This window comes from Arthrobacter pascens, assembly GCF_030815585.1.
GTDB classification, from domain to species: Bacteria; Actinomycetota; Actinomycetes; order Actinomycetales; family Micrococcaceae; genus Arthrobacter; species Arthrobacter pascens_A.
In genome coordinates, this window is sequence record NZ_JAUSWY010000001.1 from 1,084,246 (window position 1) to 1,107,137 (window position 22,892).

A 22,892-nucleotide genomic window follows, 5' to 3' on the forward strand; every position below is an offset into this window, starting at 1 on the left:
TGAATCCGCCATAATGCCCTTGGACCTCCGCCAGGACGTTGCCTTGCTGACCGCTGCCATCATGGATATCAACAGTGTCTCCGGAAACGAGACTGGGCTTGCCGACGCCGTCGAAACGGCCCTGCGCGGCATTCCCCAACTCCATGTTGTGCGCGACGGGGACGCCCTGATCGCCCGCACCGAGCTGGGACTGCCGGAGCGGGTCATCCTCGCCGGGCACCTGGACACTGTGCCGCTTCCGGCCACGTACGGTGCCCGTGGCACGGTGCCCTCCAGCTGGGACTCCGGCGTTCCGGGTGAGGGGGTCCTGTTCGGACGCGGAGCCACGGATATGAAGGGCGGTGTGGCGGTGCAGCTCGCGCTGGCAGCCACAATGTTCGACGGCGGGACGGCGCCGAAGCGGGACGTCACCTTTGTGTTTTATGACCATGAGGAAGTGGAGGCCGTCAAGAGCGGCCTCGGACGCCTGGTCCGCAACCACGGCGTTCTCCTGCACGGCGATTTCGCTATCCTCCTGGAACCCACCCACGGCACGGTCGAAGGCGGCTGCAACGGCACCATGCGCCTCGAGGCAACTACTTTCGGCGAGGCCGCCCATTCGGCCAGGGCCTGGATGGGCAGCAACGCGATCCACGCTGCAGCGCCCATCCTTGTCCGGCTGGCGGCCTACGAGCCGCAGACCATCAACGTTGACGGACTGGACTACCGCGAAAGCCTCAATGCGGTGAGGATCCATGGCGGCACTGCGGGTAACGTCATTCCGGACCGCTGCGTGGTGGAGATCAACTACCGGTTCGCCCCGGACAAATCTCCGGACCAGGCTGAAGTGCACGTCCGGGAACTCCTGGACGGCTTCGACGTGGTGCGGACAGACGGTGCCGCAGGCGCCCGCCCCGGGCTGAACCACCCCGCGGCTGCGTCCTTCGTGGCCGCCGTCGGAGCCGAGCCGAAGCCGAAATACGGCTGGACCGACGTCGCGCGTTTCAGCGAACTGGGGATCCCGGCGGTGAACTTCGGGCCCGGTGATCCACTGCTGGCGCACAAGGACAATGAGCACGTGGAAGCCGAGGCCATCCGCGAATGCCTGCGGGCACTGCGGACGTGGCTTACGGATTGATCCCGTAGACACAGGAAGGGCCCGAATCCGTTGACGGATTCGGGCCCTTCCTGTGTCAGAACGGGTCCTAGGGGGCAGCCGCTTCGATGGGTTCGGGCTCAGCCTTTGCGACACCACCGGCGGCCTTCTTGGTGCCGCGGCGTTCGATCCAGACGGCAATACGCGAAACACAGATATTGACAGCGATGTAGATGCCTGCGGCGACAAAGAAGACCGGGAACAGGAACGCGGTCCCCAGGAAGTCCGCCATGACCTGGACCGCCCGGAGCAGCTCGCCGTACGCCACGATGTAGCCCAGCGAGGTGTCCTTCAGGAGCACCACGAGCTGGGCCACCAAAGACGGCATCATGCGGCGGACAGCCTGCGGGAGTTCGATGATCATGCGGGACTGGAAGCTCGTCAGACCAATTGTGAGGCCAGCTTCGCGCTGGCCTTTGGGAAGCGACTGAATGCCCGCACGGATGATCTCCGAGAATACGGCCGAGTTGTACAGGACGAGGCCGGCCACCACAGCGGTGAACGCGTTGGTGCCAAAGACCAGCAAGACGAAAAACATCATCAGGACAACGGGCATGCCGCGCAGGAACTCCAGCACTACCCGCGTGGGAATCCGGATGGCGGCAACGTCCGAGATCCGCAGGAGGCAAAGCATCAGACCCAGCGGGAAGGCGATGACCGCTGCCAGGGCGGCCGCGGTGAGCGTGGCGCCTAGCCCATTCCCCAGGAGTAACCAGACGTCGGCGCGCGTGAAAATGGCCCAGCGGCGGCCTTCGAAGATGCCTTGCTGTGCGAGGGTCATGATGATCCAGGCGAGCAAGCCGAGGATCACCAGCGAGCCAACTACGGACCCGATGAGGGAAACCCTGCGTGCCTTGGGACCCGGGACGTCATAGAGAACGGAGCTCATCGGGAAATCGCCACCTTTCGTTCGACGGTGCTGGCCAGAATGCCGAGCGGAACGGTGATCAGGAGGTAGAAGAACGCGACGCCGAGCAGCACGGCCATCACCTGGTCACCATAGGTGTTGGCAAGCTGCCTGCCATAGCCGAACAGCTCCAGCACAAGGAATGCACCGGCGACGGACGAGTTCTTCACGAGCGCGATCAGGATATTAATCAGGGGCGGGATGACCGTACGCAGCGCCTGCGGCAGGATGATGAGCGACAGCACCTGGCTGAACTTCATGCCGATGCTGCGGGCAGCCTCGGCCTGCCCAATGTGAACGCTGTTGACACCGGAGCGGACAGCTTCAGCGATGAAGGCTGCGGTGTACGCGCTGAGGGCGATGATTGCTGCCACTTCAAACTGCTCGAACGTCACTCCGAGACGGGGCAGTACTACCGCGGAGAAGAAAAAAGCAATGGTCAGGGGCGTGTTCCGCAGGATTTCCACGTAGGTCGTGCTGAAGCCGCGCAGGGCTGCAACGGGGGAAACCCTGGCTGCGGCCAGCAATGTCCCCAGCACAAGGGCAATCACTCCGGACACAGTGGACAGGAACAGTGTTCGGAGAAGGCCCTCCCAATAGAGTGGAAGGTTTTCGAGAATGGCGTCCATGGGATCCTTCGGCTGGGTGTCGCGGACGGGAGCGAAGAGCGGCGGCTGCCGGAGCCGCGGGGAGCGGACTCCGGCAACCGCCTGGGTGCTACTTAGTAACGGTTGAGGGCAGGGAGTTCCGGTGCAGTCTTGATGACAGTGCCGGCGGTGGCTTCCCAGGCCTTCTTGTAAGACCCGTCCTTGGCGAACTCTTCGAGCTGGTCGTTGATCCAGTTGCGGAACTCGGTGTCGTCCTTCTTCAGGCCAATGCCATAGGGCTCCTTGGTGAAGGTCTCATCGGAGGCGAGCTTGAAGGCGTCCGGCTCCTTGTCGACAAACCCGGCGAGGATCACGTTGTCCGTAGTGACGGCTTCAACCTGCTTGTTGCGGAGCGGCTCAAGGCACTGCGAGTAGGTCGCGGCCGGGGCGAGAATTGCTCCGTACTTCTCCACGATGGTGGCTGCCGGGGTGGATCCCGTCACGGAGCAAACCTTCTTGCCCCTGACGTCTTCAGGCTTCGTGATGGAGGTGTCGTCCTTGTTGACCATCAGCGCCTGGCCGGCCTCGTAGTAAGGGCCTGCGAAGCTGACAACTTCCTTGCGCCTGTCATTGATGGTGTACGTGGCGATGACGATGTCCACCCGGCCCTGCTCGATGAAGGGTTCGCGGTTGGCTGAAACTGTCTCGGACCATTCGATCTTGTCGGCGGAAATTCCGAGCTTGGCGGCAATCAGTTTGCCGATCTCGACGTCAAAACCAATCGGTTTGCCGTCCAGGCCCACCTGGCCGAACAGTGGCTGGTCGTACTTGGTGCCGATCTTGATGGCTCCGGCGGTGGAAAGCTTCTCCATGGTGCTGCCTGCTGCGAACGTCGGCTTCTCGGCCACGGTGGGGTCGCTGGTGCCGGGGGTGCCGCCGCCGCATGCGCTCAGTGACAGTGCCAGGGCTGCGGATGCTGCTACCAGGAGGGATTTCCTCCGGGTCAAAAATGCCTTCATGACATTCCTTTCATTGGGCGGCCGCCGGTGACGGCCTGGGTGCGAGTTCTGAGGGTGTCAGTGAGTGAGGAGCTTGGACAGGAAGTCCTTGGCCCGGTTGCTCTGGGGATTCGTGAAGAACTGTTCCGGCGTGGCGTCCTCAACGATCTGGCCGTCAGCCATGAAGACCACGCGGTCTGCGGCCTTGCGGGCGAAGCCCATCTCGTGGGTGACCACGATCATGGTCATGCCCTCCTTCGCCAGTTGGATCATGACATCCAGGACCTCGTTGATCATCTCCGGATCAAGAGCCGAGGTGGGCTCGTCAAAAAGCATGACCTTGGGCTTCATGGCCAGGGCGCGCGCAATAGCGACACGCTGTTGCTGTCCGCCGGATAGCTGGGCGGGAAGCTTGGGAGCCTGGTGGCCCACGCCCACGCGCTCAAGCAGCGCCATGGCCTCCTTGTCCGCCTGGGCTTTGGGAGTCCCCTTAACCTTGATGGGGCCGAGGGTCACGTTCTCGAGGATTGTCTTATGGGCAAACAGGTTGAACGACTGGAACACCATTCCGACGTCGGCCCGCAGGCGGGCGAGTTCCTTCCCTTCCTCCGGAAGAACCTTTCCGTCAATGCTGATAGTGCCGCCTTCAATCGTTTCGAGGCGGTTGATGGCACGGCACAGTGTGGACTTTCCCGAGCCAGACGGTCCGATAACAACAACCACTTCGCCCTTGCGGACTTGCAGGTTGATGTCCTTCAACACGTGAAGCTGACCATAATGTTTGTTGACACCATTCAGGGAGACGAGCGCATCGCCGGGCACAGGAGTAGTCATAAGAAGAATCTAGCGAACAATGACCGCTTATGACGGGAATCACGCCAAGTTCCCGCGGATCGTGATTCAAGAGATACCTGCCGCCACGACGCTGGCTTGGCGCTAGCCTTGGGTGATGAGCATCAACGCAGATCCGGCCAAAACTTCCCAGCCGCGCCGTAAGGGGCCCCTCGAACTTCGCCGCAAACAGGCGGCCGTGGAAATGTCCGATCAGCATTTGCTTGACACCAAGGGCGCCGGGCAGTTCGTCCATACCGATCCATGGCGTGTGCTGCGGATCCAGAGCGAGTTCGTTGAAGGGTTTGGGGCGCTCGCCGACCTGGGCCCCGCTGTCAGCGTCTTCGGCTCTGCCCGGACCAAGCCGGGGAGCCCGTACTACGAGATGGGCGTGGAGGTGGGCAGGAAGCTGGCGGCTGCCGGTGTCGCCGTGATCACCGGAGGCGGGCCGGGCTCGATGGAGGCCGCCAACCGCGGCACCGTTGAAGGCAACGGTGTGTCCGTCGGACTGGGAATTGAGCTGCCTTTTGAACAGGGGCTCAACCAGTGGGTGGACCTTGGCATCAACTTCCGCTATTTTTTCGCCCGCAAGACGATGTTCGTGAAGTACGCCCAGGGGTTCATCGTCCTTCCCGGTGGGCTGGGCACGCTGGATGAACTCTTTGAGGCCATGGTGCTAGTGCAGACCCGGAAGGTGACGTCCTTCCCGATTGTGCTCCTCGGCGTGGCGTTCTGGGGGCCGATGATCGAATGGATCAGGGGAACCCTGGTGGCGGAGGGCATGGTTTCGGAAAAGGACCTGGACCTGATCCAGTTGGTTGACGACCCCGCCGAAGCGGTGGACCGGGTACTCCACGGCACGGTCGGAACACCCTCCAGCAATGGGGAGCAGCGGCCGGAATAGCCAGCACGTCCTCATCTGGCACGATGGGTGCTGTGAGCTTTTTTCTGGTTTTCCTTGCCATCGTGTTGATCGGCGCCATCGTGTGGGTCGGCGCCGGCGGCCCATCCGGCATCTTCCGGCGCGGCCGTACCGGTGCCGGGCTGTTGGATCATGAGCTTCTGGGTGGGGGATTCGAGCAACCGGTGGCGAACCTTCCGCCTGTTCTGCTGCCAGCGGAAGCCGCACCGGCCGACGTCGACCGGGTCCGTTTTTCCCTCGGCCTCCGCGGATACCGCATGGACCAGGTGGACCAGGTACTGGACGAGCTCAGGGACCAGCTCGCCGCCAAAGACCAGGAAGTGGATCGGCTAGGGAAGCTGCTGCTCGAAGCCGGAAAGTCCCGGACCGATGCTGCATTTGCGGCGCCGGTTACCGGGGAGGAGAGAACTGCGGAGGAGAGACCCGCGGAGGAGAGACCCGCGAAGGGGCGAACCGCGGAGGTGGGAACCGCGGTGCCGGGTGCCAAACCGGAGCCGGGCGGAATCACCGCATCGCCTGACCGGGATGCACCGGAGGGCGGGATTTGAGCACCGCCACGGGTAACCGGATGGGACTGGCAGCTTACTTCAGCGGGCTCACGGCGCGCACCGGAGACGCCGTCCGCGGCTGGCCCTGGTGGCTCCAGGTAGCGGCGCTCTACACCGGCGCCAGGCTGGTGAGTGCCTGCATCTTCATGGCTGCTGCCCTCCACCAGGGAACCAACCCCTGGTTCCCGGCCAAACCCGATTACTGGAACTTCATTAATATCTGGGATGCGCGATGGTACGGGCAGGTGGTCACCAACGGATACCCGTCGGCCCTCCCCGTGGATGAGGCCGGAAACGTGCAGGAGAACGCGTGGGCGTTCTATCCGCTCTTCCCCGCCCTTGCCCGGGCACTAGGGACGCTGACAGGCCTGGCCCCGGACGCTTCGCTGACAGTCATTGCGATGCTTTCGGGCCTGGGGGCCGCCTTGGTTGTCTACTGCCTCTTCCGGCACAAGGCTCCGCACGCTCCCGCGCTGTGGGGCGTGGCCTTCTTCGCGACGTTTCCGGTCTCCGCCATTCTCCAAGTCCCTTACGCGGAGCCCCTGACCGTCCTCCTTCTGGGCGCCGCCCTGCTGCTGGTGATCCGGCGCCAATACCTGTGGGCCATGCCCGTGGTGCTCCTGATGTGCCTTTCCCGGCCGGTAGGTGTTCCTTTTGCGGCCATGGTGGGATTGCTTTTCGTCTACCGCGCGGTGCAACGCGGCCGTGCCCGTGAATCCGGCGGCCATACACCCCGCGAGCTGGTCAGCCTCGCATGCCTCGCGGCCCTGAGCGGGGCCTCCGCGCTCGTCTGGCCGGCTGCAGCCTGGGCCGCCACCGGCGACATCCTGGCGTATACCAAAACGGAAACCGTGTGGCGGGGCCAGGATCTGGTGCCTTTCAAGCCGTGGTTCGACACCGGCGTCCAGCTCTTCGGGCCGGTGCTGGGACTGCTGGCGCCGTTCCTCTTTGCGGGACTCTTCGGACTGATGCTTTTCTCGCCGCCGGTGGTGCGGCTTGGCGTGGAGCTGCGCCTGTGGTGTGCCTGCTACATGGGCTACCTCCTGCTGTTTCTGCACCCGCAGACAAGTACGTTCCGCATGCTGCTTCCGCTGTTTCCGCTGGCGCTCAGCGCAGCCTTTTTGTCCCGTTCACGGGCTTACCGGGGAACGGTTCTCACCATGTTCATTCTGCTCCAGATCGTCTGGATCGTCTGGCTGTGGGCATGGGCCCAGCTGCCCGGCGGAGGCGATTATCCGCCCTAGGCAGTTGCGGTGCCGGGCATCGTAGTGCAGGAATACGACGCGGCGGGAAATGTCCATCGATTAGCTACGTACGGGTAATTACGGGATAATAGTAAGTAAGCAAGGACAAAAGCATTCAAGAAAATGTTCAGTCAGGGCGGCGTCTACACGCGCCGCCATGGCGGCTTGATTGACCATGCGGACACAGCCCGTCCGGGCTGATAAGTCCTGGGACTAAATGGAGGGGAAATTCCTCATGGCGGCTATGAAACCACGCACCGGCGACGGCCCTATGGAAGTCACCAAAGAGGGCCGCAGCCTGATCATGCGTGTGCCGCTCGAAGGCGGCGGACGGCTTGTGGTCGAACTCAATGCAGCGGAAGCGGCCAACCTTAAGGAATGCCTCGTCGGCGTTACCGAATAATCTCGCTGGGCCAGGGTCCGCAGCTATGGGCTGCGGACCCTGGCCTATTTCTTTACCGCTACCAGCAGGCCGTCGCCGGTGGGAAGCATCGCTGAGGAGAGGCGCTCGTCGTCGCGGATAGCCTTCCCCACGTGGCGGAGCACCACGGTGCTGGCGTCCCTGTCGGCGGGGTTGGCAACGCGGTCCTTGTCCAGGGCGTCGTTGATGATGAGCAGGCCGCCGGCCTTCAGGAGCCTGATGGCCTGTTCCACGTAGCCGGGCAAACCGGGCTTGTCAGCGTCGATGAACACCAGGTCGTAGGCCGAATCGGTTAGCCGCGGCAGGACGTCGCCTGCCCGGCCGGAAATTGTGCGCGTGCGGTTGGCCGGGCTTCCTGCCTCCGAAAAGGCCTCGCGGGCGGCTTTGAGGTGCTCTACGTCCACGTCGATGGTGGTCAGTACCGCCTGGGCGCCCAGTCCACGCAGGATGCAGACGCCTGAGACTCCGGCGCCCGTTCCGATTTCGACGGCGGTCTGGGCTTTGGAGGCCGCAGCAAGGACGGTCAGCACGGCACCAACGCCAGGACCAACCGGTGTCACGCCGAGCTCGAAGGAACGCTCCCGCGCGCGAAGCATGACTTCATCCTCTGCGGGAAGATCTTCTGCATAGGACCAGCTCGTGGACTTGTCGGCGCTCATGGGTATTCGCTTTCTGGGCGGCAGGGGAGTGTTTTATACAGCGTACTGTGTCCGGGCCTGCCATCCGCGGAAGGTGCAGGGTTGCGCCTCTGGCTGAAGCGGCGGCCCGGTCAGGAAATTCCCAGCCAACTTTGAAATGATGGAGATCCGCTCATCCATGTGGTGGTCGGCGCCGAACCAGAGATGTCAACAGTATCCGGGCGTTAGCAATCCACGAGGGGAGTGGACGATGTCAGCATCAGTTGTGGCACCTGTCCCTGCAACAGAAGATTCTGCGGTTGAATGGGTCAGACCCACCTGGGAAGAAGTGGTGGCCAACCATTCCGCCAAGGTCTACCGGCTGGCCTACCGCCTGACCGGAAACAAGTTCGACGCCGAGGACCTCACCCAGGAGGTGTTCGTCCGCGTCTTCCGGTCACTTGAGAACTTCAAGCCCGGGACCCTGGACGGCTGGCTGCATCGCATCACCACTAACCTGTTCCTTGACCAGGCACGGCGCAAGAGCCGCATCCGGTTCGACGCGCTGGCGGAGGACGCAGAGTCACGGATTCCCGGACGCGAGCCCGGCCCGGAGCAGAGCTTCGAGTTCAACAACCTTGATCTCGACGTCCAGGCAGCCCTCGAGGAACTTCCGCCTGACTTCCGGGCGGCCGTGGTGCTGTGTGACCTGGAAGGCCTGTCCTACGACGAAGTGGCCGCCGCCCTGGGCGTCAAGCTCGGTACAGTGCGCTCCCGCATCCACCGCGGCAGGACCATGCTCCGCGAAAAGCTCGCGCACCGGGATCCCCGGCCCCAGCAGTCGCGGAAGCCGAAGCTGTCGATGCCACGCATCGCCGGCCTTCTCTGATCGGTCCCATGACGGTCCACAACCCCTTTGGCCGCAGGCATCGCCGCGGCGGCGACCACCTGCAGTCCTGCGCTGAGTGTGCCGCGGCGGTGCACCGCGAACGCCAATACATTGAACGGCTTCGTGGGGCTGCCGTTCCGCCGGCAAGCGATGACCTGACGGCCCGGCTGCTGGCGCGGACGCAGGTATTGGCTACTGCGCCGCCCCACCCCGCGCCGCCGCAGCACCTGGCAGCAAAGGTCCTGGTCCTTGCAGCAGGGGGAACGGCCGCCGCAGCAGGCGTACTGGCCGTCAGCGCCTTTGCGCTGGCGGGAGATGACCTTCCGGTGGCAGGGAACGCCCTGGCAGGCAGTTTGGTCCAGCAGTCGGAGCACCTTCCGGCGGATGGGCGGGAGCTGAGCGAGGCCCAACTGACCCAACTCCGTTCTGATGGCTGGGTCTGCCCTGAGCTGGAATCGCTTGGATTCCACGTCCAGTCTGCGACTGTTACAACGGTTGACGGCCGGCCCGCCGTGGAAATGCACCTGTCCGATGGTAAGTATTACGCTACGGTCCTTGAACAGCATCGCGAGGACCGCCGGCGCCCGGTGGACGGGCAACCCGGCGTCGGGGAGCTGCAGATCCGGGGCTCCTCTCCATGGACCGCCACCTACGAGACTCCGGCGGCCACATTCACGTATGAGTCGGACCGCCCCGAGGAGCAGGCGGACGACGCCGTTCCTGTCCTGCAGGAGCTCAGTACCCGCGCATCCGCCGGGGTCAATGCCGGCATCGCTGCGGAGCCTGCTGCGGCGGAAGCCGACGCCCGGGACGACTCTTTGAGTGGGCGGCTGCAGCGTGGAATCCGTAAGATTACGGAAATGCTGACGCCTTGATCCGGGCTGTTTCCGCACCCTGTCCGCGGGAATCGTCAGCCGGACCCCGGAGAGGGTAATCTTCCTAAAGTGTTTGGAATCAACGGCCCGGAGTTTTTCCTTCTGCTGATCATCGGCATCATGGTGATCGGTCCCAAGCGGCTGCCCGAATACACCCAGAAGCTCGCGAATCTGGTAAAGGAAGTCCGCCGCATGGCCTCCGGTGCGCGCGAGCAGATCAAGGAGGAGGTGGGGATAGACATCGATGAAGTCGATTGGAAGAAATACGACCCCCGCCAGTACGATCCGCGGCGCATCATCAAGGAAGCGTTGCTCGACGACGATTCCAAGCCTGTCAGCGTGGGCGCCCCTGCCGCCGTGGCGGCCGTGTCCGGCGCAGCGGCCGTTGCCGCAGGCGGGACAGCCGGCTCCTCCCGGTCTGAACGGGTCGTCCAGCACCTGCCCCCTGGCGAAGTGGCGCCATTCGACACGGAAGCCACCTAAGGTGTGTTCCCCCACGGGATGCTCCTGATGACGGCGACTGAAACCCATGACTGAAGAACCAGCACGATGGACCCAGGCCACCGTCTACGCCGATATGTGGGTTGACCCGGACAATGACCCCCGCGAGAGCGACGGAGTCAGTCCGGACGGTGAGCTTGCGACGCTGCAGGACTACCTGGCGAACTACCGCCTGACGCTGCTGATGAAGTGTGAGGGCATGGATGCCGAGCAAATGGCCCGCCGCTCGGTTCCGCCGTCCACCATGTCGCTGCTCGGCCTTCTTCGGCACCTCGTCGAGGTGGAACGGGACTGGCACAACTGGATCGGCGACGACGATCCGCTTCCGAAGCTTTATGGCAAACGCGACGCGGACTTCGACGGAGCGGTGGCCGAACAGGCCGAGGTGGACGCTGCGTACGCGAATTTGGCGCGTGAGCAGGCAGCCACCGATGCCGCACTGGCCCGGCATCCGGACCTCGGCGAGCGCGTAGGCAAGGACGGGATCGCCATCCGGGAGTTGATGGTGCACAGGATCGAAGAGTATGCCCGCCACTGCGGGCACGCAGACCTCCTGCGCGAGTGCATCGACGGACGCGTGGGCCAATAATCTGGGCTTCTACGAGCTTCCCGCTCAGCGCGGCTGCAGACCCAGCTTCATCTCCGTAAGGCCCCGCGGTTTGGCGGCCAGTTTGCCGGCAATCGAGGTCAGCGCCACGGCTGCCGGGGTTTCCGGCTGGCCAAGGACGATGGGTGAACCGGCATCACCGCCCTCCCGCAACAGGATGTCCAGCGGAATCTGTCCCAGCAGCGGGACGTCGGCGCCGACGGTCGCCGTCAGCCGTTCGGCGAGGACCGCCCCGCCACCGCTTCCGAACAGCTCCATCCGGCCGCCGTCGGGCATTTCCAGGTAGGACATGTTCTCGATGACGCCCGCCACGGACTGACCCGTCTGGGTGGCGATTGCCCCCGCGCGTTCGGCGACGTCGGCCGCCGCGGTCTGGGGCGTGGTGACCACCAGGATTTCGGCCTTCGGAAGCAGCTGGGCCACGGAGATGGCGATGTCTCCGGTTCCTGGCGGGAGGTCAAGGAACAGGGCGTCGAGGTCGCCGAAGTAGACATCCGTCAGGAACTGTTCCAGAGCGCGGTGCAGCATGGGCCCGCGCCAAGCCACGGGCTGGTTTGCCGTGACGAACATGCCGATGGAGATGACCTTGACGCCGTAGGCCACCGGCGGCAGGATCATGTCGTCCACACGGGTGGGCGGCTGGGTGATGCCCATCAGGGCCGGAACAGAGAAACCATAGACATCCGCGTCCACGATTCCCACACGGAGCCCCTGCGCCGCCAGTGCGCACGCCAGGTTCACCGTAACGGACGATTTTCCCACGCCACCCTTCCCGCTGGCCACAGCGAAGACCTTCGTCAGCGAACCAGGCTGGTTGAAGGGAATCCCGCGCTGGCCGCCGGCGCCGCGTAGCTGTTCTTTCAGCGCGTCACGCTGGGCCTGGTTCATCACCTTCAGTTCAACCTCGACGGCGGTGACCCCGGGAACGGCGGACAGCGCCCTTTCCGAGTCGGCGGTGATGGTATCCCGCAGCGGACACCCGGCGATGGTGAGCAGCACGGCCAACCGGACCCGGCCGTCGTCGGCAATCTCAATGGAATCCACCATGCCCAGCTCCGTGATGGGACGGCGAAGCTCAGGATCGATAACAGTGGTCAGTGCAGCATTGACTGCCTGTTCCAGGGTAGTGCTCATAAAGGCGGAGCTCAGCTTTCGGGGGTTGGGGGCTGCGGCGGGACGCGGGGATCCTGGACGGAGTGGGCGGGCTTGACCTTGGGGATCTGCTGCGTGCGGGGGCTCCGTTGCTTGTCCCGCTTTTCCTTCAGCCTTTCCCTGACCTTCTCGCGCGGAGATTCGTGGCTGCCGGCCCCGGAGGGATCGTGGGTCCGCAGCTCCTCCTGCGCCTCCAGCATGTCCTCAAGGAGGGAACGCAGCTCCGCCCTGACGTAGTCCCGCGTAGCCACCTCACGGAGGGCTATCCGCAGGGAGGCCAGCTCCCTGGTGAGGTACTCGGTGTCCGACAGGTTGCGTTCGGCCCGCTGGCGGTCCTGCTGGAGCGAAACGCGGTCGCGGTCGTCCTGTCGGTTTTGCGCCAGCAGCAGCAGCGGTGCCGCGTAGGAGGCCTGTAGGGAGAGCATCAGGGTCAGCAGGGTATAGCCGAGGAGGCGGGAGTCGAACTGCCACTCCTGCGGTGCCCACGTGTTCCAGACCAGCCAGATGACGACGAAGACTGTCATGTAGACGAGGAACTGCGGTGTGCCCATGAACCGGGCGAAGCCTTCCGTAGCGTGGCCGAAGGCATCAGGATCAGGCGAGAACTTAGGCAGGATGCGCTGGCGTCCGCTCAGGGGTGTATCGAGGCTGCCTTTTGAAGCGCCCTTGGGCAGGTTCCGCTGGCTGGGGTTCTTTGGGGCGCTGTTGTCAGCCAATGCGGCCTCCGAGCCTTCTTATCGGGGCTTCGCCATCATGGGCGCGCCAGTCGTCCGGCAACAGATGATCCAAAACGTCATCAACAGTCACCGCCCCCACAAGCCGGCCGGCGTCGTTGACGACCGGAAGGGAGTTCAGGTTGTAGGTTGCCAGGGTCCGGGCCACTTCGCTGATGTGGGCCTGGTCGGACAACGGCTCAAGGTTCTTGTCCACGAGGTTGCCAAGGGGCTCAAACGGAGGGAAGCGAAGGAGTTGCTGGATGTGGACCACGCCGAGGAAGCGGCCGGTGGGCGTCTCCAGCGGCGGCCTGGCAATAAAAATGGACGAGGCAAGGGCCGGGGAGAGTTCCTCGCGCCTGACGTGTGCCAGGGCTTCGGCGACGGTGGCCTCAGGGGGCAGGATGACAGGAACGGGCGTCATCAGCCCACCGGCGGTGTCCTCGTCGTATTCCAGCAGGCGCCGGACGTCCTCGGCGCCCTCCGGCTCCATGAGCTGCAGCAGTTCTTCAGCCTGGGCCGAGGGCAGTTCACCCAGGAGGTCGGCGGCGTCGTCGGGATCCATCTCCTCCAGGACGTCGGCGGCGCGCTGGACGTCCAGGGCGGAAAGGATCTCCACTTGGTCGTCCTCCGGGAGTTCCTGGAGGACGTCGGCGAGCCGTTCGTCCTGGAGTTCGCTGGCTACCTCAAAGCGGCGTTTGTCGCTCATCTCCTGGAGGGCCTCGGCGAAGTCGGCGGGCTTGAGGTCCTCATGGTTGGCCACGAACTGGGTGGCAGCCTGCGGCTCCGTGCGGGCTCCCTGGAGGGCGTCGGCCCAGTCGATGATCATGGTTTCGTTGCGGCGCAGCCGGCTGAGCGGGGAAAGCGAGTGGCCCCTGCGGACGAAAAGCTTGCTCACGAACCAGTCGCGGGACCGGTGCTGGTCCATGGCGATGTCCTCAATGGTGGCGTCGCCGCTTCCATCCCGCAGGGTCACCCGCCGGTCGAACATTTCCGCGACCACCAGGGTCTCCGCGCCGCGCTGTTCAAAGCGCCGGAGGTTGACCAGCCCGGTGCAGATGATCTGGGTCTGGTCGATGGAGGTGATCCGGGTCATGGGCACAAAGACGCGTTTTTTCCCGGGAACTTCGACGACGATGCCCACCACGTGCGGGGCGCCGCGGCTTCCGCGGGAGAGCACCACAACATCGCGCAACCGGCCCAGACGGTCACCCAGCGGGTCGAAGACGTCAAGACCCAGAAGGCGCGCAACGAAGACGCGCGTAAGATTTGTGCTCACGTCTACAGGCTACCGAGTCTGCTCTCTTTTAGCTGAATTTACAGGCGGTACACATGCTGATGGGCAAGAATGGAGGTATGTCAAACTTTTTTGGTGCTCCCAAGGCCGGCGGCCCCAACGGGCTGGACGAGTCCCGTACCGTCCCCACCGGTGACGCCGTCGGCTCGTACACCTCCTATCTGGACGCCCAGAAGGCGGTGGATTACCTTGCCGACCAGCAGTTCCCGGTCCACATGGTCTCCATCGTCGGCAACGAGCTCAAGATGGTGGAGCGGGTGACCGGCCGCCTGAGCTATCCGCGGGTGGCGCTCTCGGGGGCGCTCAGCGGCATGTGGTTCGGCCTGTTCGTCGGTGTGATGCTGTCCTTCTTCGCACCCTCCCCGGGCTACTTCTCCATTCTCGCCTCCGTGCTGATGGGCGCAGCATTCTTCATGTTGTTTGGCATTGTCACGTATGCAATGCAGCGGGGGAAGCGGGACTTCACCTCCACGAGCCAGGTGGTGGCCACCAGTTATGACGTGGTGGTGTCCGTGGAGGCCGCCCACGAGGCCCGGCGCCTGCTCCACCAACTGCCGATGACCCGCTCCGATGCTGCATCAGCTCCCAGGCCGTACACCCAGCGCGACTACCAGAACCAGCCTTTCAACCAGCCGGGCCAGCCCGGACAGCCCGGCCAGACGTCCGGCCAGGCACCTGCCCGCCCCGCCGGCTGGACCGACCCCTACGGTCAACACGGGCCCGGTCCCGCGGCACAAGGGGATCCCGCTGCCGGGACGCAGGAGGGCCAGCCCGAAGGAACTGCCCAGCCGGCCCCGGCGCCTGCGGCTGCGGTCCGCTATCCGGACCTGCCCGACGGGCGGCCCCAGTACGGCGTGCGTGTTTCCGACACCCCGGCTCCTGCTGAAGCCGACGCGACCACCCAGGGCAACGGGCAGCAACAGGAAGGCACCCTCCCGCCGGCACCGCAGCGGGACAAGGATGAATCTCAGCCTTAGCTGATCTGCAAGGGCGCTCAAAGCGCGAACGGACACTTAAGCCCCGGGGCTTAGGTGTCCGTTCGCGCTTAACACGTGGGGCTGCTAGGAGGCCTCGCCGTCTGCTTCCCGGTAGATGCCGGCCATCCAGGACTCGACGTCGCGGGCCTTGCGGGGCAGCGCGGCGCTCAGATTGACGGGGCCGCCGGACGTCATGAGGATGTCGTCTTCGATCCGGATGCCAATGCCGCGGTATTCCTCAGGGATCCCGAGATCCTCGTTCTTGAAATACAGGCCGGGTTCGATGGTGAACACCATGCCTTCGGTAAGCACGCCATCGAGGTACAGCTCGCGCTTGGCCTGCGCGCAGTCGTGAACGTCCAGGCCCAGGTGATGGCTGGTGCCGTGCGGCATCCAGCGGCGGTGCTGCTGGCCCTCGGGGCTGATGGCTTCCTCGACGCTCACTGGGAGCAAACCCCACTCGGCGAGCCGTTCGGCCAGCACGGTGGTGGCGGCGGTGTGGATGTCGCGGAACTTGGTGCCCGGCTGCGCGGCGGCGAATCCGGCGTCGGCGGCGTCAAGGACTGCTTCGTAAACCTTGCGCTGGATATCCGTGAACACGCCATTGGCCGGTAATGTCCGGGTGATGTCTGCCGTGTACAGCGAGTCCACCTCCACGCCCGCATCCAGCAGCAACAGCTCACCGGCGTTGAGCTTGCCGACGTTGCGGGTCCAGTGCAGCACGGTGGCGTTGTTTCCCGAGGCAGCGATGGTGTCGTAGCCCAGTTCGTTGCCCACTTCGCGGGCCCGCGCAAAGAAGGCGCCTTCCACAACCCGTTCGCCGCGGGCATGCGTGAGCGCACGGGGAAGGGCCTTGACCACTTCCACAAAGCCCTCAACGGTGGCGGCCACAGCCATCTCCATCTGTTCGACCTCCCACTCGTCCTTCAGGAGCCGGAGCTCGGACAGGGCCTCGGACAGCTTCTCATCCAGGGCGTCCAGGACGGCGAGGTCCAGGTTTTCGGGATCCTTGGCCGTGTTGTAGCGGGCGGTGTCCACGAGGGCATCGATGTTTTCGTCCACCTTGCGGACCAGACGGATGGAGATGCCGCCGATCTCGGGGGCACCCACATTTTTGGTGATTGCCGATTCGAGTTCATCGATGTGAGCGGTGGTCAGGGCCAGGCGGGCTTCGAACTCTGCAAGCGTGGGTCGGGCACCGATCCAGAACTCGCCGGACCGTGAGTCGGCGTAGAACTTTTCCGTATCCCTGCCCGCCAGCGGGCGGAAGTAGAGCGTGGAGCGGTGGTGGCCGCCGTCGTCGCCTGTACCTTCGGCAACGGGTTCCAGAATCAGGACGGCGTCCGGCTCGTGGTCCAGGCCCAGGCCGGTGAGGTGGGCGAAGCCGGAGTGTGGGCGGAAACGGTAGTCGCAGTCGTTGGAACGGACCTTCAGCGGACCGGCGGGAATGACCAGGCGTTCGCCTTTGAATCGGTCTGAAATGGCCTTGCGCCGTGCTGCGGCGTGGCCGGCCACGGCATCGCGCGCCGGCAGCTCCTGGCTGGACGGTGCCCAGTTGCTGGCCATAAAGGCCTTGAAGGCGTCGGAACTGGGCCGCTGCGAGCGGTTGTTGACGCGCTCGTCGAGGGGCTGGGAAGCAGAGTCAGGGGTGTTTTCGGCATCGTTCACGGCACCATCGTCTCACCAGCACGAGTGCCTGGGCCAATACCGCGGCGAACGTCCAGACGAACCGGCCCTCCCGTATCACGAGCTTTGGCGCTACGATTGCCTCCCACGGGGAATGGTCGGTACGGGACAGGCTGCCCTGGACAACCAGGAAGATGGCAATGGAAACCGACGACAACAAGGCTCTGATCAGGCGGTTCTACGAAGAGATCGACGCTGGAAATATCGACGCGATGGATGAGCTGGTCGCCGAGGACTATCTTGACCACAATCCACCGTTCCCGGGGATGCCTGCCGGACGCGAGGGCCTGAAGGCGGCCTTCCGCATTTTTTGGAAGGCCACCCCGGGCCGGCACGAGATCGAGGACCAGGTCGCCGAAGGGGACCGAGTGGTGACCCGTCTGACGGCGTCGGGAACCCACGAAGGCGAACTCCCTGGCCCCCTTCCTGCCAGCGGTGCGACGTTGAGTGAGACCGCTGTGGCCGTCCACCGTATCGAGCACGGGAGGATCGTTGAGCATTGGTCAAATAGGGACGACCTGGGGTTGATGCAGCAGCTCGGCGTGATCCAACTGCCCGGGGACTGACCGGGGTACTCATAAACTAGGCTGGGCAGGTGAGGATAGACCTGCATGCCCACTCCAATGTTTCCGACGGCACGGAGACCCCTGCCGATGTCATGGCATCCGCCGCCCGCGCGGGCCTGGACGTGGTGGCCCTGACGGACCATGATTCCACCGACGGCTGGGCCGAAGCCTCACGCGCCGCCCAGGCAGCCAGTGTGGCGCTGGTTCCTGGCATGGAGGTTTCCTGCCGCACGGAACAGGGCATCAGCGTGCACCTCCTGAGCTACCTCCACGATCCCGACCATCCAGGGCTGTTGGAGGAGATTACCAAGGCCAAGGACGCCCGCCTCACGCGTGCCGAACGTATGGTCACTCTCCTCGCCGAGGACTACCCGCTGACCTGGGACGATGTCATCCACCATGTAGCACCAGGAGCCACGCTGGGGCGTCCGCATATTGCCGATGCCCTGGTTGCGGCCGGCGTGGTGGCTGACCGTTCAGAGGCTTTCACGTCCATCCTGACCTCACGTTCGCGCTACTATGTCCAGCACTACGCGCCCGACCCGGCAACCGCCGTCGAGCTTGTCAGGGCGGCAGGCGGCGTGCCGGTCTTCGCGCACCCGGTGGCGTCGGCCCGCGGCCGGATCGTGGGCGAGCGCACGTACCAGGAAATGATCGACGCCGGCTTGGCGGGCCTGGAGATCGACCACCGGGACAATCCGGAAGAGGGACGGGAGTTCCTCCGCCGGCTGGCGGCACGCCACGGCCTGCTGATTACGGGTTCGTCCGACTACCACGGCACGGGCAAGCCCAATCTGCTGGGGGAGAACCTCACCGCGCCCGAGGTGCTTTCCCGGATCGAGGAGCTGGGCACGGGCACCGCCATCGTCCGCCCGTAGCCCCTGCCCTGTGCGCCTTCCCCAACTGACTGGCACATAACGCATCGAAACGCGCGAATGGCGACGTTAAGTGCGAGCTAGTTGGGTGGGAACGAGGCAAAGGTCGCGTGGGCGCCCAGGCGCTTGGCCATGACGTCGATGGCCGGCTGGTTCTGGTCCACGCACACAAACTTCCGGTCCAGCTTGGCCGCCACTGCGCCGAGTGTTCCTGAACCCGCGAAGAAGTCCAGGCACCAGTCTCCTGGCCGGCTTGAGGCGGCCACGACCCGTCGGATGAGGCCCTCTGGCTTCTGCGTCGGATAACCGGTTTTTTCCTTGCCCGTGGGCGAGACGATGGTGTGCCACCAGACATCCGTGGGCAGCTTGCCGAGCTCGCGTTTGGCAGGGGTGACCAGGCCGGGCGCCATATATGGCTCGCGGTCCACCTCAGCGCTATCGAAGTGGTACTTTGCCGGATTCTTGACGTACACGAGGATGTTGTCGTGCTTGGTGGGCCAGCGGAATTTGGCGCGTGCACCGTAGTCGTAGGCCCAAATGATCTCGTTCAGGAAGCACTCGCGGCCGAAAATGGCATCGAGCATTACCTTGGCGTAGTGGACTTCCCGGTAGTCAAGGTGCAGGTACAGTGTTCCGTCATCCGCCAGCAGCCGCCAGGCTTCGACGAGCCTCGGCTCCAGGAAGGACCAGTAGTCGCTGAAGGCGTCATCGTAGCGATGCAGGGCGCCCTTGATGGTGTCGTACGAGCGCCCCTTGAAGCCAACACGGTCGCCGGTGCCGTCAGCATTGGCCACCATCCTCGTTTCCTGGCGCCGCTGGGCCCGGCCGGTGTTGAACGGCGGGTCCACGTAAATGAGAGTGAAGGCGCCGTCCGGCAGCGAGGGGAGGAATTCCGCGTTGTCCGCGTGTACCACCAAGTTGCTGCCGTCCGGCGCCCAGACAAAGTCAGTCATTGAGGCTGTTACGCCTCGGCGCTGCCCGGCTGTGCGCCGTTGTCGCCTCCGGCCACCACCTCGCCGTTGCGGCGGCGCGTGCGGGTCCGGCTGCGGCGGGCACGGGTGGCCCGGTCCACCTCTGTGGCGGCTGGCGGCGCCACGGATTCTGCCGCCGGAGCCGTTGCTCCGGCCGTGGCCTCAGTATCGGCTGGACGACGACGGCGGTCACCGGAGCGTCCGCCTGTCTCGCCGCCGCTGCGCCGGCTGCCGGATCGGCCGGCGTCGCGTCCGCCACCGCGGGCGCTGTCACGGCCGCTGTCACGTCCGCCGTCCCTTGAGCCCGGACGGGTGTTCTTTTTGCCGGTTTCGCCCAGGTCCTCAAGGACCTCGGCGTCAACGCCGGCCAGCGTCCGCTTGTTACGGGGCAGGCGGCCCTTCGTGCCTTCCGGGATGTCCAGGTCCTCGAAGAGGTGCGGCGAGGAGGAATAGGTTTCGACGGGCTCCGGAACGCTCAGGCCCAGCGCCTTGTTGATCAGGCCCCAGCGCGGCATGTCGTCCCAGTCCACAAACGTGACGGCAGTGCCCTTGTTGCCCGCGCGGCCGGTGCGCCCCACACGGTGCAGGTAGATTTTTTCGTCCTCGACGCACTGGTAGTTGATGACGTGGGTGACGTCGTCCACGTCGATCCCGCGGGCGGCGACGTCGGTGGCCACAAGGACGTCCACCTTGTTGTTGCGGAAGGCACGAAGGGCCTGCTCGCGCGCTCCCTGGCCGAGGTCGCCGTGGATGGCAGCTGCAGCGAAGCCGCGGTCCACCAGTTCCTCGGCAACCTTGGCGGCGGTGCGCTTGGTCTTGGTGAAGATGATGGTGCGGCCGCGTCCCCGGGCCTGCAGGATCCGGGAGACAACCTCGATCTTGTCCATGCTGTGGGCGCGGTAGATGAGCTGGCGGATGTCGCGCTTGGTCAGGCCTTCGTCATCCGGATCGGCCGCACGGATGTGCGTGGGCTGGGTCATGTAGCGACGGGCCATAGCGACGACGGGGCCGGGCATTGTGGCCGAGAACAGAAGCGTCTGGCGTACGGCCGGAGTGCCGGCAATCAGGGTTTCAACGTCCGGCAGGAAGCCCAGGTCCAGCATCTCGTCGGCTTCGTCCAGGATGACCATCTTCACGTTTTTGAGGACGAGGTGCTTCTGCTTGTAAAGGTCGATCAGCCGTCCCGGCGTGCCGACAACAACCTCGACGCCCTTCTGCAGCGCCTCAACCTGGGGCTCATACGCGCGGCCGCCGTAGATGGTGGTGATGCGGGCGTTTCGCTTGCGGGCCGCGTTCTGGAGATCATTGGCAACCTGGACCGCCAGTTCGCGGGTAGGAACGATGACCAGGGCCTGCGGTGCGCCCGGAGCGGGGAGCTTGTCGAAGCCGGCGTCATCCGGGCCAACGACCCGCTGCAGGGCCGGAATGCCGAAGCCCAGCGTCTTGCCGGTACCGGTCTTGGCCTGGCCAATGATGTCATGGCCGGACAGGGCAACGGGCAGCGTCATGGCCTGGATGGGGAACGGGTGGGTTATGCCGGCGTCGGCCAGGGACTCAACGATATCGGCGCGGACGTTGTAGTCGGCGAAGGATTTCTCCTCGATTTCGTGCGGCTTCTCATCCGAGATTATGGTTTCTTCAGGCTCGATGGTCTCGATGCCGGAATCGTCAATCAGAAGCTGGTGGGTATGCAATTCACTCACAGGGGAGTTTCCTTATTCATTTGGGCATTGGCGCTGCCTGCTCAACGGACCGGCCGATGTGGCCGTTCCGGAGCACGCTCTGGCGCGCAAGCAAATCCAGTGGAAGCCGATCGCGGGCTATCTAAATGTTGGCACTGGTGACCAACGGGTGTATCTCAAGATCGCGTAGGGGCGGGCTTGTTGAATTCAAAATCAAGGAAATCAACGACCGGGCATCCATATCTACTCCTTCAGTCTAGCCGCACGGAGCCGGAAAGCTGGCTTTGGCCCGTTTCGCGGCCCAGACGGCAAGCCACCGACGGCAAGACCCAGAGGCTCACACGACCAGCTCGAAGTGCACTTCCCGTGTGGCTATGTTCGAGGAGATCAGCCGCACGCGGACCTTGGTGCCGGATTCCAGGTCGCCGACGCACCGCGCCGTGACGGCGGGCTCTGCAATCTGGATAATCCCGGAGGCGCCGTTGCCATTTCCGTTCCTGCCGTTGGCGCCGTTGCCGTTCCCGTTCCTTCCGGTGCCGTTGGCGCCATTGCCGTTGCCGTCGCCACTGCCGTTGTCCCGCTGCGGCTTGGACCCGGAGATCACGATCGCATCGAATTCCTGCCCGATGTGGTTGACCAGCAGGGCGGCCTCCACGGTGTCCAGCGCCATGCGCTCCATCCGCGATGCCAGCTGGTCGGATCCGGCCATGATCACCGGCAGCGAGGGTAGGGCGTCCCTGGCCCAGTCCGGTACAGGCCGGCCGTTGCTGAGCGCCTCACAGATCACCAGCACAAAGCGGTCGATGAGCCGCCGCAGCGGAGCCGTGGTGTGCGCATACGCGGCGCCGATGGCGGCCTGCGCAGCGTCATCCGGCACGCTGCCGTCAAAGGCCGTGTAGCTGGCGCCACGGAAAAGCATGCCGGCCGAGTGCAGGATTGCCAGCTGCCGCGGGTCTACCGGGTCCAGGGTGCGGAGGAATTCGCCGTAGCTGATTTCGCCGTCCCAGGGCCTGCCCAAGGCCTCTGTCTGTAGCCTGAAGTGGAGCAGGGAGCGCTCGTCGGGCGCCCGCATGGTGCGCAGGATGCCCACCTTGCCCTCCAGCATCAGTTCGGCCGCTGCCATGCCGGTCATCAATGAAATCTGGGCATTCCAGTCCTCGACTGGAAGCTGTGGCGCCGCGGCAATCCGGTAGCCGCCGTCGGGAAGCTGGACGATTTCCTGTTCGGGCATGTTCAGGCTGGCTCCGCCGCGCGTACGCTCCAGATCCACGCGCTTGAGTCCCACTTCCTTCAGCAGCTGCAGTACCGGGGAGGCGGTTCCGGCGTCGAGCTCGGCCTGGACGCTCTTGTAGCTGAGCTTGGCGCGGCTGCGCATCCGGGCTCTCTGGACAGCCACGGAAGTGACCTGGGCGGCATCATCCAGGTCGAACTCCCACACAAAAGCGGAGCACAGCTGCCCGGCGAGGAGGCTGCCGGCCTGCTCGCTGATGACCTCGGGATGGAGCGGAATCCGGCCGTCCGGAGCGTAGAACGTCTGGCCGCGGCGTCGGGTCTCGGTGTCTAGCGCACCGCCGGGAACAACGAAGGACGGAACGTCCGCGATGGCATAAAGGACCCGGTAGCCTCCGGCTGCGCGCTCGATGAACAGGGCCTGGTCCAGGTCCGTGGAGGACTCCGGATCAATGGTAAGGAACTCAACGTCAGTCATATCGGAGGCCGGCAGCTGCAGTGAAGCCACGGCGGCCTCGGCATCCCGGACCGCTTCCACAGGGTACGGACCCGGCAGCTCCAGCTCGGTTCGCAGAGCGCTCAGCGCCTCCGCGAGGGCGTTTGTCTGCTCATGGACGTTAGGAGACAGGCGATGATGTGACACGAAAATCAGGTTAGCCCG

The 22,892-nt window shown here is 64.7% G+C and carries 24 protein-coding genes; 12 read left to right on the forward strand and 12 right to left on the reverse strand.

Annotated elements, in window-relative coordinates; all coding sequences use genetic code 11:
• Positions 1-13: 13 nt before the first annotated feature.
• Positions 14-1,117, forward strand: a complete 1,104-nt coding sequence (gene dapE / locus QFZ30_RS05130; RefSeq protein ID WP_373462882.1) for a succinyl-diaminopimelate desuccinylase — start codon at positions 14-16, stop codon at positions 1,115-1,117.
• A gap of 67 nt (positions 1,118-1,184) precedes the next feature.
• On the opposite strand, the gene QFZ30_RS05135 is transcribed toward dapE, so the two are convergent.
• From QFZ30_RS05135 to QFZ30_RS05150, 4 genes are all read right to left on the reverse strand, one after another.
• Entirely contained in the window at positions 1,185-2,024 is an 840-nt protein-coding gene (locus tag QFZ30_RS05135) for an amino acid ABC transporter permease (protein WP_307074092.1), read from the reverse strand.
• Positions 2,021-2,671 (reverse strand): amino acid ABC transporter permease, encoded by a 651-nt coding sequence (locus QFZ30_RS05140; protein WP_307074094.1) that lies wholly within the window; start codon positions 2,669-2,671, stop codon positions 2,021-2,023. Before QFZ30_RS05140 ends, QFZ30_RS05135 begins: the two co-directional genes overlap by 4 nt.
• A gap of 92 nt (positions 2,672-2,763) precedes the next feature.
• Positions 2,764-3,648 carry a glutamate ABC transporter substrate-binding protein gene (locus QFZ30_RS05145; RefSeq protein WP_307074095.1) on the reverse strand — a complete coding sequence of 295 codons (885 nt, stop codon included), beginning with the start codon at positions 3,646-3,648 and terminating at the stop codon, positions 2,764-2,766.
• A gap of 57 nt (positions 3,649-3,705) precedes the next feature.
• Positions 3,706-4,461, reverse strand: coding sequence for an amino acid ABC transporter ATP-binding protein (locus QFZ30_RS05150; protein ID WP_307074097.1), 756 nt, complete (start codon positions 4,459-4,461; stop codon positions 3,706-3,708).
• A gap of 115 nt (positions 4,462-4,576) precedes the next feature.
• On the opposite strand from QFZ30_RS05150, the gene QFZ30_RS05155 reads away from it, so the two are divergent.
• The 4 genes from QFZ30_RS05155 (at position 4,577) to QFZ30_RS05170 (ending at position 7,575) form a co-directional block, all read left to right on the forward strand.
• A complete protein-coding gene (locus tag QFZ30_RS05155; RefSeq protein WP_307074099.1) occupies positions 4,577-5,362 on the forward strand; it encodes an LOG family protein in 786 nt (261 codons plus the stop codon).
• Between the two features lie 32 nt (positions 5,363-5,394).
• Positions 5,395-5,928: a DivIVA domain-containing protein gene (locus tag QFZ30_RS05160; RefSeq protein ID WP_307074102.1), complete on the forward strand. Its 534-nt coding sequence runs from the start codon at positions 5,395-5,397 to the stop codon at positions 5,926-5,928.
• Positions 5,929-5,948: 20 nt separating this feature from the next.
• On the forward strand, positions 5,949-7,172 hold the full coding sequence (locus tag QFZ30_RS05165; protein WP_307074104.1) for a hypothetical protein: 1,224 nt from the start codon (positions 5,949-5,951) through the stop codon (positions 7,170-7,172).
• 235 nt (positions 7,173-7,407) lie between these two features.
• Positions 7,408-7,575, forward strand: a complete 168-nt coding sequence (locus QFZ30_RS05170; protein WP_009357720.1) for a DUF3117 domain-containing protein — start codon at positions 7,408-7,410, stop codon at positions 7,573-7,575.
• Positions 7,576-7,619: 44 nt separating this feature from the next.
• Here QFZ30_RS05170 and QFZ30_RS05175 read toward each other — a convergent pair whose 3' ends face one another.
• Entirely contained in the window at positions 7,620-8,252 is a 633-nt protein-coding gene (locus QFZ30_RS05175; RefSeq protein ID WP_307074107.1) for an O-methyltransferase, read from the reverse strand.
• Positions 8,253-8,481: 229 nt separating this feature from the next.
• On the opposite strand from QFZ30_RS05175, the gene sigE reads away from it, so the two are divergent.
• The 4 genes from sigE (at position 8,482) to QFZ30_RS05195 (ending at position 11,064) form a co-directional block, all read left to right on the forward strand.
• A complete protein-coding gene (gene sigE, locus QFZ30_RS05180; RefSeq protein ID WP_307074109.1) occupies positions 8,482-9,099 on the forward strand; it encodes an RNA polymerase sigma factor SigE in 618 nt (205 codons plus the stop codon).
• 8 nt (positions 9,100-9,107) lie between these two features.
• Positions 9,108-9,974, forward strand: coding sequence for an anti-sigma factor (locus tag QFZ30_RS05185; RefSeq protein WP_307074111.1), 867 nt, complete (start codon positions 9,108-9,110; stop codon positions 9,972-9,974).
• A 69-nt stretch (positions 9,975-10,043) separates the two neighbouring features.
• A complete protein-coding gene (locus QFZ30_RS05190) occupies positions 10,044-10,457 on the forward strand; it encodes a Sec-independent protein translocase TatB (RefSeq protein WP_307074113.1) in 414 nt (137 codons plus the stop codon).
• A gap of 46 nt (positions 10,458-10,503) precedes the next feature.
• Positions 10,504-11,064 (forward strand): DinB family protein, encoded by a 561-nt coding sequence (locus tag QFZ30_RS05195; RefSeq protein ID WP_307074115.1) that lies wholly within the window; start codon positions 10,504-10,506, stop codon positions 11,062-11,064.
• A 24-nt stretch (positions 11,065-11,088) separates the two neighbouring features.
• Here the strand turns inward: QFZ30_RS05195 and QFZ30_RS05200 are convergent, their stop codons facing one another.
• From QFZ30_RS05200 to QFZ30_RS05210, 3 genes are read right to left on the reverse strand one after another with little or no spacing between them, the layout of a single operon-like run.
• The gene (locus QFZ30_RS05200) at positions 11,089-12,216 is read right to left on the reverse strand and encodes an Mrp/NBP35 family ATP-binding protein (protein WP_307074117.1); all 1,128 of its coding nucleotides are present in this window, start codon (positions 12,214-12,216) and stop codon (positions 11,089-11,091) included.
• Between the two features lie 11 nt (positions 12,217-12,227).
• A complete protein-coding gene (locus QFZ30_RS05205; RefSeq protein WP_373462813.1) occupies positions 12,228-12,950 on the reverse strand; it encodes a DUF1003 domain-containing protein in 723 nt (240 codons plus the stop codon).
• On the reverse strand, positions 12,943-14,226 hold the full coding sequence (locus tag QFZ30_RS05210) for a magnesium transporter MgtE N-terminal domain-containing protein (protein WP_307074119.1): 1,284 nt from the start codon (positions 14,224-14,226) through the stop codon (positions 12,943-12,945). Before QFZ30_RS05210 ends, QFZ30_RS05205 begins: the two co-directional genes overlap by 8 nt.
• A gap of 77 nt (positions 14,227-14,303) precedes the next feature.
• On the opposite strand from QFZ30_RS05210, the gene QFZ30_RS05215 reads away from it, so the two are divergent.
• The gene (locus QFZ30_RS05215) at positions 14,304-15,221 is read left to right on the forward strand and encodes a general stress protein (RefSeq protein ID WP_307074121.1); all 918 of its coding nucleotides are present in this window, start codon (positions 14,304-14,306) and stop codon (positions 15,219-15,221) included.
• 84 nt (positions 15,222-15,305) lie between these two features.
• Here QFZ30_RS05215 and QFZ30_RS05220 read toward each other — a convergent pair whose 3' ends face one another.
• Complete coding sequence (locus QFZ30_RS05220) at positions 15,306-16,889, reverse strand: aminopeptidase P family protein (RefSeq protein WP_307074123.1); 1,584 nt, start codon at positions 16,887-16,889, stop codon at positions 15,306-15,308.
• Positions 16,890-17,047: 158 nt separating this feature from the next.
• Here QFZ30_RS05220 and QFZ30_RS05225 point away from each other — a divergent pair, with 158 nt between their 5' ends.
• Positions 17,048-17,473 (forward strand): ester cyclase, encoded by a 426-nt coding sequence (locus QFZ30_RS05225; protein ID WP_307074125.1) that lies wholly within the window; start codon positions 17,048-17,050, stop codon positions 17,471-17,473.
• Between the two features lie 29 nt (positions 17,474-17,502).
• Positions 17,503-18,351, forward strand: coding sequence for a PHP domain-containing protein (locus QFZ30_RS05230; protein ID WP_307074128.1), 849 nt, complete (start codon positions 17,503-17,505; stop codon positions 18,349-18,351).
• 77 nt (positions 18,352-18,428) lie between these two features.
• On the opposite strand, the gene QFZ30_RS05235 is transcribed toward QFZ30_RS05230, so the two are convergent.
• From QFZ30_RS05235 to QFZ30_RS05245, 3 genes are all read right to left on the reverse strand, one after another.
• Complete coding sequence (locus QFZ30_RS05235; protein ID WP_307074130.1) at positions 18,429-19,301, reverse strand: DNA-methyltransferase; 873 nt, start codon at positions 19,299-19,301, stop codon at positions 18,429-18,431.
• A gap of 8 nt (positions 19,302-19,309) precedes the next feature.
• Positions 19,310-21,022, reverse strand: coding sequence for a DEAD/DEAH box helicase (locus QFZ30_RS05240; RefSeq protein WP_307074131.1), 1,713 nt, complete (start codon positions 21,020-21,022; stop codon positions 19,310-19,312).
• Positions 21,023-21,338: 316 nt separating this feature from the next.
• Positions 21,339-22,874: an RNB domain-containing ribonuclease gene (locus QFZ30_RS05245; RefSeq protein WP_307074133.1), complete on the reverse strand. Its 1,536-nt coding sequence runs from the start codon at positions 22,872-22,874 to the stop codon at positions 21,339-21,341.
• Between the last annotated feature and the right edge of the window lie 18 nt (positions 22,875-22,892).

Coding starts and splice junctions, on each gene's coding strand:
- sigE (WP_307074109.1), top strand. CDS start 8,482: ATGTCAGCATCAGTTGTGGCACCTGTCCCTGCAACAGAAGATTCTGCG.
- QFZ30_RS05165 (WP_307074104.1), top strand. CDS start 5,949: ATGGGACTGGCAGCTTACTTCAGCGGGCTCACGGCGCGCACCGGAGAC.
- QFZ30_RS05185 (WP_307074111.1), top strand. CDS start 9,108: ATGACGGTCCACAACCCCTTTGGCCGCAGGCATCGCCGCGGCGGCGAC.
- QFZ30_RS05170 (WP_009357720.1), top strand. CDS start 7,408: ATGGCGGCTATGAAACCACGCACCGGCGACGGCCCTATGGAAGTCACC.
- QFZ30_RS05150 (WP_307074097.1), bottom strand. CDS start 4,461: ATGACTACTCCTGTGCCCGGCGATGCGCTCGTCTCCCTGAATGGTGTC.
- QFZ30_RS05175 (WP_307074107.1), bottom strand. CDS start 8,252: ATGAGCGCCGACAAGTCCACGAGCTGGTCCTATGCAGAAGATCTTCCC.
- QFZ30_RS05155 (WP_307074099.1), top strand. CDS start 4,577: ATGAGCATCAACGCAGATCCGGCCAAAACTTCCCAGCCGCGCCGTAAG.
- QFZ30_RS05140 (WP_307074094.1), bottom strand. CDS start 2,671: ATGGACGCCATTCTCGAAAACCTTCCACTCTATTGGGAGGGCCTTCTC.
- QFZ30_RS05200 (WP_307074117.1), bottom strand. CDS start 12,216: ATGAGCACTACCCTGGAACAGGCAGTCAATGCTGCACTGACCACTGTT.
- QFZ30_RS05195 (WP_307074115.1), top strand. CDS start 10,504: ATGACTGAAGAACCAGCACGATGGACCCAGGCCACCGTCTACGCCGAT.
- QFZ30_RS05235 (WP_307074130.1), bottom strand. CDS start 19,301: ATGACTGACTTTGTCTGGGCGCCGGACGGCAGCAACTTGGTGGTACAC.
- QFZ30_RS05225 (WP_307074125.1), top strand. CDS start 17,048: ATGGAAACCGACGACAACAAGGCTCTGATCAGGCGGTTCTACGAAGAG.
- QFZ30_RS05215 (WP_307074121.1), top strand. CDS start 14,304: ATGTCAAACTTTTTTGGTGCTCCCAAGGCCGGCGGCCCCAACGGGCTG.
- dapE (WP_373462882.1), top strand. CDS start 14: ATGCCCTTGGACCTCCGCCAGGACGTTGCCTTGCTGACCGCTGCCATC.
- QFZ30_RS05145 (WP_307074095.1), bottom strand. CDS start 3,648: ATGAAGGCATTTTTGACCCGGAGGAAATCCCTCCTGGTAGCAGCATCC.
- QFZ30_RS05135 (WP_307074092.1), bottom strand. CDS start 2,024: ATGAGCTCCGTTCTCTATGACGTCCCGGGTCCCAAGGCACGCAGGGTT.